Consider the following 12,779-nt stretch of genomic DNA (forward strand, 5'->3'; position numbering starts at 1 on the left):
GATTACCAGGTGTGAATGTCGCGCGCCGTATCCGTCATGTAGCGAACGCCACTGATGGTTGGCAGCAACTGGTTGATCAGACGGTTCCAGCGGGCAACCGGCGCTGTGGTGACATAGACCACATCGTATGGCTGGAGGCGGAACTCGGTGGCCATGACCAGCGATGTCGCATCGGACATATCCAGCTGGTAGATATTGGCAATCTTGCCTTTCGCGCTGCCCTCGCCCTTCAGCGGACGGATCACGAAGATGCCGCTGGCGTTGGAGGAGGTCAGATCGATGCCTTCCGCATTGCCCAGCGCTTCGGTCAGGGTCATGCCGCTGAAGTCCATTTTGAGGGTGCTCTGTTTCTTCACTTCACCCATGACGAAGACTTTCAGATCGTCGTTACGCGGCACGTACAGAATATCGCCTGGATAAAGCAGGCGGTTCTGGGTCAGGTCGCCGTTTTGCATCAGCGCCTGCAGCGAAATGCGCTGCTCTTTGCCTTCGTGGGTCAGCACGACGTTGCGCCAGTCGGCGCCATCGGTTAAGCCGCCCGCGGCATTGATGGCATCCAGAACGGTAAGCGGTACGTTGGTGATGGCCTGCTGGCCGGATTTGTTCACCTGGCCGGAAATGTAGGCTTTCTGCGAGCGGAATGCGGCGATATTAACGTCCACCTGCGGGTCAGCAATGTACTGCGCTAAGCGGCTGGTAATATCACTACGGATCTCGGCAAGCGTTTTGCCGACAACATGCACTTTGCCAATGTACGGATAGAACATGGTGCCATCGGACTGGACCCAGTTCCCGGTATCGCTTGAGCTGCGGTACTGGCCCGCCGGGGTGGTGAGTTCAGGGTGATCCCAGACGGTAACGCTAATCACGTCACCCGGCCCCACGCGATACTCATAATTGGCGATTTCCTGGTCCAGAGACATATTCGGCTGGGCAACATTCGGACGCGGACGTAATTGTTCGACCAGACGCGGGGTCAGGGGATAAACATTGACCATTTTGTCGAGATCGAAATCGGCATCCTGTTGTTTAATCACATCCTTGCCCGATGTGGACATATTGCTGCCGGGAAAGACCGTGCAACCACTCATCAAGGTCACAGACACCAATAATGGCATCAATTTCATTTTGGATTTCATCATTGATTATTTATCACTTTGGCAGAGTAATTATCCTGTGCAAATTAAATAAGCGCGGGTCGTTTTGGCATTCAGAATGCAGTTAATCAATTTGAAATATAACTGGCATCTGTCCTAAAAAAACCGTATTCATCCATTGGCTATTGACAGAATAATTGAGGCTGTTTTACACGCCTTCAGGCACGCTACCGCCCTTGGCTTTCAGTTACCAATCCACTGACTAAACAATATGTTATGGATAGACACCCTCTTGGACATGGCTTCAGGGAAAATACATCGGCCATGAAAAACCTATGACGGATAAACATTTCCATTCCCTGAATACCGAAACAAAAATAGCAGCAAGAAGTTTTAACATTTGATGCTGGGAGAATTGTTGCAGCTAACCTAATAGCAGGCAAGGAGACAACCGTCTGAATAACAGTTTTTAAGATTAATATTAAGAGCAAATTTTTAAGGTTTTAGGAATTTCTTTATATTGACAAAATATCGAATAAAACCACTCAGTGCGATATATCCGAAATAACGTCTCCTATAATCAAAACCCCGCACTACACTTATTTACACCCTCCCGCATGTTGTTCATTTTTTTGGTTATCGATTAAGAGAAATCTCAGCCTGCCATTGCATTTTTGGTCAGCTTTATCCATGATCGCAATGTGACATTAGTCATATAACAGAAGGTATTACTATTACTATGGAATGGATTGCCGATCCGTCAATCTGGGCCGGGCTGGTTACGCTGGTCGTCATCGAATTAGTGCTCGGTATTGATAATCTGGTCTTTATCGCCATCCTTGCCGAAAAATTACCGCCTTCGCAGCGCGACCGTGCGCGCGTCACGGGGCTGGTGCTGGCGATGGTGATGCGTTTGCTGCTGCTGGCCTCCATCTCCTGGCTGGTCACTCTCACCACGCCGCTGTTTACGGTTTACGGCCTGAGCTTCAGCGCCCGCGATCTGATCATGCTGTTCGGCGGGCTGTTCCTGCTGTTCAAAGCCACCGTCGAGCTTAACGAGCGGCTCGAAGGGAAAGACCATGACAACCCGACCCAGCGTCGCGGGGCAAAATTCTGGCCGGTGGTGGCGCAAATCGTGGTGCTGGATGCCGTCTTCTCGCTGGACTCGGTCATTACCGCCGTCGGCATGGTAGACCACCTCGCGGTGATGATGGCCGCGGTAATCATTGCTATTACGCTGATGATCATGGCCAGCAAGGCGCTGACCCGCTTTGTGAACAGCCACCCGACCATCGTTATTCTCTGCCTGAGCTTCCTGCTTATGATCGGCTTTAGCCTGGTGGCCGACGGCTTTGGCTTCCATATTCCGAAGGGGTATCTGTACGCCGCGATCGGGTTCTCGGTGATGATCGAATCCCTTAACCAGCTGGCGATTTTCAACCGTCGCCGCTTTCTCTCCGCTAATCAGACCCTGCGTCAGCGCACCGCCGATACGGTGATGCGCCTGCTCAGCGGACGAAAAGAGGATGCTGAACTGGACGCCGAGTCCGCCGCGCTGCTTGCCGACCACAGCGACGGGCAGATCTTTAACCCGCAGGAACGGCGCATGATTGAGCGCGTGCTGAACCTTAACCAGCGATCGGTCAGCAGCATCATGACCTCCCGTCACGACATCGAACATGTCGACCTGACGGCCCCGGAAGAGCAGATCCGCGCCCTGCTGGATAAAAACCAGCACACCCGCGTGGTGGTGACCGGGGGCGACGAGGAAGAAGAACTGCTCGGCGTGGTACACATCATCGACCTGCTGCAACAGCAACTGCACGGCGAGCCGCTCAACCTGCGTGTGCTGGTCCGCCAGCCGCTGGTGTTCCCGGAGGCGCTGCCGTTACTGTCCGCCCTTGAGCAGTTCCGCAACGCGCGCACTCACTTTGCCTTCGTGGTGGATGAGTTTGGGTCCGTCGAAGGTTTAGTGACGCTGAGCGACGTGATGGAAACGATCGCTGGCAATCTGCCTAACGAAGTGGATGAAATCGATGCGCGCCACGATATCCAGAAGAATGCCGACGGCACCTGGACGGCAAACGGCCATATGCCGCTTGAGGACCTGGTGCAGTTTGTTCCGCTGCCGCTGGATGAGAAGCGTGAATACCACACCATTGCAGGATTGTTAATGGAGTATCTCCAGCGCATTCCGACGCCAGGCGAAGAGGTGCAGGTAGGAGATTACTTGATCAAAACGCTTCAGGTTGAAAGCCATCGCGTGCAGAAGGTGCAGCTGATACCGCTACGTAGCGAGGATGAGCTGGATTTTGAGGTATAAAAAAGCCGGGTAGCGCTTCGCTTACCCGGCCTGCGATTTACGGATTTTACAGGCCGGGTAAGGCGTAGCCGCCACCCGGCACTAACACTCTCAAAGCTTATCTAACAGCTTTTTCACGTCCTTACCGTTTTGCGAATCCTTGTTGCGATCCGCCCAGTCGTTCAGCCGACGTTTAGCTTCATCCTGAAGGTGCTTACGCAGAATTTGATCAACCTGCAGGCTGTAATTCAGCGCCTGCCATTTTCCATAGACGTGCAGCGGGACTGGCGTCGCTTTGAGGAAATCAATCAGTTCACCCTCGCCTTCCCAGCCGGAAAGCACGCGGACGTTAAATCGGGTGTCAGCCGTCTCTTTCACCAGATCCATCTTGCCCTCACCGGTGAGCGCCAGCATCGACGAGGTGCCCTGCATCTCATTCAGCGACAGCTGCCCGTTATCCAGGGTCAAATCGCTGGTGAAGTTATCGAGACGTGTCGCGCTGTCGTAGTTTTCATTCGCCTTAACGTTGCTGCTGCGCTCAACCGCCTGCTGGACCAGCTGCTGGAAGTTGAGGCCTTCCATGCGGGTGTCTTTCAGCTCAACGTGCGCCTGGCCCTGCCAGTTATGGCGGAACGCGTCGGCGTCAATTTTCGTGCCGGCGAAATCCCCCGCCAGCGACATCTGTCCGGTCAGCGAAATTGGGTAGTTAAAGGCGTTCAGAATGGTGCCGATTTCGACATTATCCAGGCGCGGCTGGAACGCGGCGCTGGCCGTGTCTTTACGCACATCCAGCGTACCCGGCAGCGACACATGCCCTGCCCCCATCTTGCCGCCCAGCTCGGAGATGACCAGCAATCCATTGTGGTTGAACATCTGGCTAGTGACGTCGGTAAACTCAATGCCGCGCCAGCGCAGCCGGTTGGCTTTTAGCAGAATATCGGCGGTAAAACCGCGCAGGCCGTTATAGTCAGGCTGATCGAGATTAGATGAAATCACTGGCCGTGGCTTCATCGCCTGGCTCTGACCGTTTTGTGCCGCACCGGCGTCAGCCGTGCTGGTAGGCTGCGGCGGAAGCAGGTTTTCAAGATTCAGCGTGTCGAACTGCAAATCCAGAACCCATTTCGGCTCCTCGGTCAGGGTCACGCTCGCCTGCCCTTTCATGCTGCTGTCATTGGCCTGCAGATTAAGGTTATTGAGCTGCAGCTGTTTGTGTTCTTCCTGCCAGATGGCCTGCAAGGTCCCCTGGCCGGCAATGCCTTTGGTCGGCAGATCTGCACCGGTGAGCTGCCAGTTCAGTTGGCGGATATCGGCAGTCAACTGGTGCGGATAGTCAGACGCGTTTACGTTGGCATCCATCGACAACGTCAGATCGCGCTGGTCGCGGTTGATACGCCCGGAAAACGCCATGGTCGCAATGTGGTTCGCGTCCTGCTCCATCGTCAGGTTGATGTTGCGCACGGTAACCTGCTCATCGTCTTCATGCTGGAAAACCAGCACGCTGTCGGCAATTTTCAGGTTGGCGATGTCAAACGACCAGCCGGCATCGGACGGCACGTCGGGCAAGGTATTTTCGTGCGGGGCAACCGGCGCGTCCGGCTGGCGTACCGCTTCGCTTTGCGGCGTAAGCTGGATCACCGCCCCTTTCAGCATCACCCGATCAACCTGAAGCTGATGGGAGAAAAGCGGGATCAGCGAGACATCAAGACGCATGTTGTCGGCCGCCACCAGCGGCTGGGATGCCCCTGGCGCAGTCAGCGACATGCGCCCGGAGAGAATGCTCAACTGTGGCCAGACGTGCCAGCGCAGCGGCCCGTCCAGCTTAAGTTCGTAACCACTGCGCGCTTCGACCTGACGCACCATATAGGCACGGAAGTCATTCGGGTTAACCAGCAGTACCAACGCCGAAAGGCCAGCAACCAGAACCACCAGCAAAATCATCAGCGTTGTCAGAACTCTTCTCATGGCATCCTCAATGGTCTAACAATCAGTCTTTATCGATACGACTGGCAACCGCACCCTGCTGGTCGCGATATTTTGCATCCTGACGGCGATTATAAGGACGATCCGCCGGGCCTGTCAGCGGTTCAAAGCTCAGCGCACCGATCATCATGCCCGGACGCAGCGCGAGCGGGAGTTTACCCGCATTGAAGAACTCCAGCACAATACGGCCTGACCAGCCCGGATCGATGCGGTGCGCCGTTACGTGCACCATCAAACCCAGACGCGCCAGCGAGGAGCGGCCATCGAGCCAGCCCACCAGATCGGCAGGCAGCGTGACTGATTCAAACGTCACGGCCAACGCCAGTTCACCCGGATGCAGATAAAACGCCTCACCCTCGTCGAGGACGATTTCGTCGCTCATCACGCGGTCCAGCGCCGCGCTCACCTCGTCTTTCGGCCCGCTCAGGTCGATAAACGGCGCCGTATGGCCGCTGAAGGTGCGAAACTTATTCCCCAGACGCACATCGACCGTCACGCCGTTAATGCGCTCAACCGGCGGACGCGGGGTGATAGACAGGCGGCCTTCATCCAGCCAGGCTTCTATATCGCGGTCACAAAGACGCATGGCACTTTCTCCTTTCGTGCATCGTACCCTGAGGCGTTATCGGCTCAGGGCAAACCAGGTTATCTCTGAACGGTACACAATTCGCGCGGCTTATTCAAAAAACTGACTGATTTTCGCTTTTAAGATATCAATGGCAATACGGTTTTTACCGCCACGAGGCACGATAATATCGGCGTATTGCTTGGATGGGTCGATAAACTGCAGGAACATCGGACGCACGGTTTTCTGATACTGTGCCATCACGGAGTCCATAGAACGCCCGCGCTCGTTGACGTCACGCTTAATGCGGCGCATCAGGCAGATGTCCAGCGGGGTATCGACAAAAATAGAGAAGTTCATCGACTCGCGCAGCCGCGCGTCCGTTAACAGCAGGATCCCTTCAAGGATGATGACCTTCTTCGGCTCAATGCGAACGGTCTCTTTTAAGCGGGTATGTTCTACGTAGCTGTAAACAGGCAATTCAATAGCCTTGCCGCTTTTCAGCGCTTCTAAGTGCTGGAACAGCAGGCTGTGATCCATGGCATTAGGGTGGTCGTAGTTAGTCTTTACGCGCTCTTCCATCGACAGATGGGATTGATCTTTGTAATAGCAATCTTCGGGAATGACGCCGATATGCTCATCACCAACCTGTTCACGCAGTTCGCGATACAGCGTACTGGCAATAAGACTTTTACCTGAAGCCGATGCGCCGGCGATGCCTATAATGACGCACTGATGAGACTTATCAGTCATAAATTTAGCGACCTGATTAACCTGGATGTTAAGGAAGGACGACGCCGGAGCGTCAAACGCGGCAATTATAGGGATTTCGCAGGCGTGATACCAGTCGAAACCGCAGGTAATGCGAGAGAGCCTCCAAAGTCGCTTTTTCTCCCTGAGTGAAATTTAAATGACCACTTTTTGGTCGTTTAACGGGAATTTTTTGGCGAGTAACTATTTAATAAGTCTATGATGTCAAAATCTGAGCAGTCAGCATATGAATTGTAAATTGTTTGTACTAGCATAAACCAAATTCTTAATTTCTCGCGTCCGGACATCGCTCCTGGCGACCTGGCGTCTCGGGATAAAGCGGTAATGAATAAACAATACCAGCGGGTTTTGATTACCACCCAACATCCTTTACTGCGACTTGTCTGTCTGGGTCTGGTCACGTTTATTTTTACCCTATTTTCCCTGGAACTCACCCGTTTCGGCACCCTGCTCGCGCCGTTATGGTTCCCTACCTCTATTATGACGGTGGCGTTTTATCGTCATGCCGGGAAGATGTGGCCGGGTATTGCCCTCGCCTGTTCATTCGGGAATGTCCTGGCCTCATGGATGCTCTTTTCGTGGGGATCCGTTAGCTTCATTTATACCTCCGTCAATATTATTGAGGCCTGCATCGGCGCACTGCTGCTGCGTAAGCTGCTGCCGTGGTATAACCCGCTACAAAACTTGAATGACTGGGTGCGTCTGGCGATTGGCAGCGCCCTGATCCCGCCGCTGACAGGGGGCGTGTTAATTCATTTTCTGGCACCGGGGCCAGAGCCGCTGCGTAATTTTCTGGTCTGGGTGGTTTCCGAATCAATCGGCGCGCTGGCGCTGGTGCCGTTAGGGCTGCTGTTCAAACCGCACTATCTCCTGCGCCACCGCAACCCGCAGCTGCTGCTGGAAACCCTGGTCACCATGGCGGTGACGCTGGTTCTGAGCTGGGCCGCCATGAACTGGCTGCCGTGGCCTTTTACCTGCGTAATTGTCCTGCTGATGTGGAGCGCGGTCCGCCTGCCGCGCGTGGAAGCGTTTCTGGTGTTCCTGGTCACCGTCATGATGGTCTCCCTGATGATGGCGCAAAACCCGACTCCAATTGCGACGCAGAACGCCAGCGCCATGCTCAACGCGCCGTGGCTGCCGTTTTTGATGATGCTATTGCCCGCCAACGTGATGACAATGGTGATGTATGCCTTCCGCGCCGAGCGCAAGCACATTACCGAGAGCGAAGAACGTTTTCGCAATGCAATGGAGTACTCCGCCATCGGTATGGCGCTGGTGGGCATCGACGGCCAGTGGCTACAGGCCAACAAGGCGCTGTGCAACTTTCTCGGCTACAGCCAGACGGAGCTTCAGTCGCTGACCTTCCAGCAGCTTACCTGGCCGGAAGATTTACACTCTGATATCGAACAGCTCGATCAGCTGGTCAACGGGGATATCAACACCTACAGCCTCGAGAAGCGTTACTACACTCGCGACGGGGAAGTGGTCTGGGCGCTGCTTGCCGTCTCCGTCGTACGCCACGCCGACGGCACCCCGCTCTACTTTATCGCCCAGATTGAAGACATTAACGATCTCAAGCATACCGAATGGGTCAATAAGCGCCTGATGGAGCGCATTACCCTGGCGAACGAAGCGGGGGGGATTGGGATCTGGGAATGGGATTTGCAGCCGGACGTCATCAGCTGGGATAAGCGGATGTTTGAGCTGTATGAGATCCCCTCGCACATCAAGCCCACCTGGCAGCTGTGGAATGCGTCGATTGTGCCTGAAGACCGCGAGCATGCGGAACAGGTGATCCGCGACTCCCTGACCGCGCGCATGCCGTTTAAGCTCGAATTCCGCATCCGAGTAAAAGAGGGGGTGCGACATATTCGTTCCCTGGCCAACCGGGTGCTGAACAAGCAGGGTGAAGTGGAACGTCTGCTCGGCATTAACATGGACATGACCGAGGTCAAACAGCTTAACGAGGCGCTGTTCCAGGAAAAAGAGCGTCTGCACATTACGCTCGACTCCATCGGCGAGGCGGTGCTCTGCACCGACGTCGACATGAACGTGACCTTTATGAACCCGGTGGCCGAGAAGATGAGCGGCTGGCCGCAGTCCGAGGCCATCGGGCAGCCAATTCTGAACGTGTTGCACATCACCTTCGGTGAGAAAGGACCGCTGATGGAAAATATCCACAGCGGCGATATGTCCCGTTCCGATATCGAGCAGGACGTGGTACTCAACTGCCGCAACGGCGGCAGCTTCGATATCCACTACAGCATCACGCCGCTCAGCACGCTGGACGGGCAGGCCATCGGCTCGGTGCTGGTTATCCAGGATGTGACCGAATCACGCAAAATGCTGCGCCAGCTAAGCTACAGCGCCTCCCATGACGCGCTCACGCATCTGGCTAACCGCGTCAGTTTCGAAACCCATCTTAAGCGCCTGATCCAGACCGTGCAGGAGACGCGCCAGCGCCATGCCCTGATTTTCATCGATCTTGACCGTTTCAAAGCCGTCAACGATACCGCAGGCCATGCCGCGGGCGACGCCCTGCTTCGTGAGCTGTCATCATTGATGCTGACCATGCTTCGCTCCAGCGACGTTCTTGCCCGTCTGGGGGGCGATGAGTTTGGTCTGCTGCTGCCGGACTGCAATATCGAAAGCGCTCGCTACATTACCGGGCGGCTGATCCACGCCATCAATAACTATCACTTTATGTGGGAAGGCCGCCTGCACCGTATCGGCGCCAGCGCGGGCATTACCCTGATTGATGAGACCAACCATCAGGCGGCAGAGGTGATGTCCCAGGCCGATATCGCCTGCTATGCCTCTAAAAACAGCGGGCGTGGGGTGGTGACGGTTTACGAACCGCAGCAGGAGCGGATCCACAGCGCGCGCAGCATGATGTCGCTCGATGAGCAGTGGCATATGATCAAGGACAATCACCTGCTGATGATTGCCCGCAGCGTCGCCTCCCCGCGCATACCGGAGAGCAGCAACTTCTGGCTCATCTCGCTGCGCCTGTGGACCAGCCAGGGTGAAGTACAGGAGGAGCAGGCGTTCCGTTCTGGTCTCGCCGAGCCTGAGCTGCTTCACGCCCTCGACCGGCGTATCTTCAGCGAGTTCTTCCGCGCGTACGCTGCCCAGGTAGCGGCCAAAGGGATGGGGGTTGCGCTACCGCTTTCGCAAGCCGGGTTATCCAGCGTCACCCTGGTAGACGAGCTGATTGAACTGCTGGAGAAAGGCCCATTCCCGGGCCGCCTGCTGCACCTGATTATCTCCGCAGAGGTGCTGCGCAATACGGATGAGAACCTGCAGCAGGGTCTGCAAAAACTGCGACACGCAGGTTGCCGGGTGGTGTTAAGCCAGGTGGGGCGCGACATGAGCCTCTTTAGCCATCTCAGCGCTAACATGGCCGACTATTTGATGCTCGACCCGGACGTGGTGTCAAACGTTCACGGAAACCTGATGGATGAAATGATGGTGACCATCATTCAGGGCCACGCCCAGCGGCTGGGAATGAAAACCCTGGCAGGCCCCTGCAACCAGCCAATCATGATGGATACCCTCTCGGGCATCGGCATCGACTTTATCTATGGCGACACCATCGGCGAACCGCAGCCGCTGGAACTACTGCTCAACACCAGCTATTTCGCCATCAACTGAGGGCGTCCAGCCGTCGGTATACCAGATGTGCAACAGCGCATAGGAGCGCCACGGCTGCCAGCGTTCGGCGTAACGGCGGATTTGCGCGGGCGTCATGCCAGCGAAGCGCTGTTTAATCAGATAATCATCCGGCAAAAACACATCTTTGGCCTGCCATCCCCGCAGCGCTAAATAGTTTGCCGTCCAGCGGCCAATGCCGGGCCGCTGCTGCAACGCTTTCATGCCCGCGTCGATGTCCACCGGTGGAACGAGAGGAAAGTCACCGTCCACCACCGACCGGGCGAGATGAATTAACGATTCCGCCCTTTTTACCGGCATCCCGAGCGCTTTCAATGCCAGCGGATCGGCAGCGGCCAGCGCCTGCGGGGTGGGGAAACAGAGATAATCCGGCGCATCTTCAACCGCCTCACCGTACAGCGCCACCACCCGTCCGGTAAGTTTCGCTGCCATCGCCACGCTCACCAGTTGCCCGAGGATCGCCCGCACGCCCTGCTCGTAAGCATCCATTGCGCCAGGTAAACGCAGCCCGGGCCGCGCAGCACCCAACTCGCCGAGCGTCCGGGCAATCTGCTGCGGATCGCAGTCAAGATCGAACAGCCGTGCGATGCGGTCCAGGCAGCCTGCCGCCACCGGCATCAGGCCCGGGCTGAGCGTGACGTTGAGGGTGTGGGCGGCAAGGTCAGGTGTGACGCGAAAAATGCCCTGGTGCCCGTCACAGGCAAAACTGCGTTCGTAGTCGTCCTCGGTCACGGTTTCCACGCCCGTCACGGCACGCGCGCCCAGAAAGCCAAACATCCACTGCCAGTCGTAGGGGGGTTGCCAGTTCAAGGTAAACATCGTTGCTCCTGTCATGTTCTCCTCAGCATAAACCGAAAGGCCTTGTTTCGCCTTGCTTTCATATTCCAGTTGTCGCGGAAGAGACATTTCGTTAAAGTCTCGCCCCTTCTCACCGGCATGGGGATTTCTACGTGTTTATTGGATTCGATTACGGTACGGCAAACTGCTCGGTTGCGGTGATGCACAACGGGCAACCACAGCTCCTGAAAATGGAAAAAGAGAGCACGCTGCTGCCGTCAATGCTCTGCGCGCCAACCCGTGAAGCGGTAAGCGAATGGCTTTTCCGCCATCACCAGGTTCCGGCCACCGCGGCGGAAACGCAGGCTCTGCTGCGCCGCGCCGTGAGCTATAACCGCGAAGAGGACATCGACGTTACGCCTGCCAGCGTGCAGTTCGGCCTGTCGTCGCTCGGGCAGTACATTGAGGATCCGGAGGAGGTTTACTTCGTTAAATCACCGAAGTCATTCCTCGGGGCCAGCGGCCTGAAGCCGCAGCAGGTCGCGTTGTTTGAGGATCTGGTCTGCGCCATGATGCTGCACATCCGCAATCAGGCGCAAACGCAGGTCACGGAAACCATCGACCAGGCGGTGATTGGCCGTCCGATAAACTTCCAGGGTCTGGGGGGCGATGAGGCCAACCAGCAGGCGCAGGGTATTCTGGCGCGCGCGGCGCACCGTGCAGGTTTTCGCGACGTGGTGTTCCAGTACGAGCCGGTAGCGGCGGGACTGGATTTTGAAGCCACGTTGACCGCAGAAAAACGTGTGCTGGTGGTGGATATCGGCGGCGGAACGACGGACTGCTCGCTGCTGCTGATGGGGCCGCAGTGGCATCAGCGTCGCGATCGTGAAAACAGCCTGCTGGGGCACAGCGGCTGCCGCGTGGGCGGTAACGATCTGGATATTGCCCTCGCCTTCAAGAGCCTGATGCCGCTGCTGGGCATGGGCGGACAAACCGAAAAAGGGATCGCCCTGCCGGTTCTGCCGTGGTGGAACGCCATTGCGATCAACGATGTGCCTGCGCAGAGTGATTTTTACAGCACCGCAAACGGTCGTTTTCTCAACGATCTGATACGCGATGCGCAGGATGCCGACAAAGTCGCGCTGCTCCACAAGGTCTGGCGTCAGCGCCTGAGCTACCGCGTGGTGCGCACCGCCGAAGAGAGCAAAATTGCGCTCTCAGATCGCCCGGAACATGCGGTCACCCTGCCGTTTATCAGCGACGAACTGGCAACGAGTATCTCGCAGGAAGGGCTTGAAACGGCCCTGTCGCAGCCGCTGCAGCGCATCCTCGAACAGGTGCAGCTGGCGCTGGATAATGGCAGAGAGCAACCGGACGTGATTTATTTAACCGGGGGTAGCGCCCGTTCGCCGCTGATTAAGAAAGCGCTGGCGGAACAACTGCCGGGCATACCTATTGCCGGTGGCGATGATTTTGGCTCCGTAACCGCAGGGCTGGCGCGCTGGGCGCAGGTGATGTTTAGCTGACACGGGTGTGGCCTGGTGCCCTCACCCCGGCCCTCTCCCAGCGGGAGAGGGAGAAAAAGGATCGACTCCCTCTCCCGCCATTCAGACAA

The 12,779-nt window shown here is 56.4% G+C and carries 8 protein-coding genes; 3 read left to right on the forward strand and 5 right to left on the reverse strand.

The window, feature by feature from the left end; genetic code table 11:
* Positions 1 to 2: 2 nt before the first annotated feature.
* Complete coding sequence (locus FFS28_RS08855) at positions 3 to 1,142, reverse strand: polysaccharide export protein (protein WP_006176318.1); 1,140 nt, start codon at positions 1,140 to 1,142, stop codon at positions 3 to 5.
* Positions 1,143 to 1,836: 694 nt separating this feature from the next.
* Here FFS28_RS08855 and FFS28_RS08860 point away from each other — a divergent pair.
* A complete protein-coding gene (locus FFS28_RS08860) occupies positions 1,837 to 3,420 on the forward strand; it encodes a TerC family protein (RefSeq protein WP_006176320.1) in 1,584 nt (527 codons plus the stop codon).
* A gap of 90 nt (positions 3,421 to 3,510) precedes the next feature.
* Here FFS28_RS08860 and asmA read toward each other — a convergent pair whose 3' ends face one another.
* The 3 genes from asmA to udk form a co-directional block, all read right to left on the reverse strand.
* Positions 3,511 to 5,361, reverse strand: coding sequence for an outer membrane assembly protein AsmA (gene asmA, locus FFS28_RS08865; protein ID WP_137849345.1), 1,851 nt, complete (start codon positions 5,359 to 5,361; stop codon positions 3,511 to 3,513).
* A gap of 22 nt (positions 5,362 to 5,383) precedes the next feature.
* Positions 5,384 to 5,965 (reverse strand): dCTP deaminase, encoded by a 582-nt coding sequence (gene dcd / locus FFS28_RS08870; RefSeq protein ID WP_006176323.1) that lies wholly within the window; start codon positions 5,963 to 5,965, stop codon positions 5,384 to 5,386.
* Between the two features lie 90 nt (positions 5,966 to 6,055).
* The gene (gene udk, locus FFS28_RS08875; RefSeq protein WP_006176324.1) at positions 6,056 to 6,697 is read right to left on the reverse strand and encodes a uridine kinase; all 642 of its coding nucleotides are present in this window, start codon (positions 6,695 to 6,697) and stop codon (positions 6,056 to 6,058) included.
* Between the two features lie 342 nt (positions 6,698 to 7,039).
* Between udk and FFS28_RS08880 the strand changes: the two genes are divergently transcribed.
* Positions 7,040 to 10,369 (forward strand): diguanylate cyclase, encoded by a 3,330-nt coding sequence (locus FFS28_RS08880; protein ID WP_137849346.1) that lies wholly within the window; start codon positions 7,040 to 7,042, stop codon positions 10,367 to 10,369.
* On the opposite strand, the gene alkA is transcribed toward FFS28_RS08880, so the two are convergent.
* Positions 10,334 to 11,206 (reverse strand): DNA-3-methyladenine glycosylase 2, encoded by an 873-nt coding sequence (gene alkA, locus FFS28_RS08885; protein WP_137849347.1) that lies wholly within the window; start codon positions 11,204 to 11,206, stop codon positions 10,334 to 10,336. The genes FFS28_RS08880 and alkA overlap by 36 nt on opposite strands.
* A 131-nt stretch (positions 11,207 to 11,337) precedes the next feature.
* Here alkA and yegD point away from each other — a divergent pair, with 131 nt between their 5' ends.
* Complete coding sequence (gene yegD, locus FFS28_RS08890; RefSeq protein WP_137849348.1) at positions 11,338 to 12,690, forward strand: molecular chaperone; 1,353 nt, start codon at positions 11,338 to 11,340, stop codon at positions 12,688 to 12,690.
* The last annotated feature ends 89 nt before the right edge of the window (positions 12,691 to 12,779 follow it).

It is taken from the genome of Enterobacter sp. 2VL, assembly GCF_005503595.1.
GTDB classification, from domain to species: Bacteria; Pseudomonadota; Gammaproteobacteria; order Enterobacterales; family Enterobacteriaceae; genus Enterobacter; species Enterobacter cancerogenus.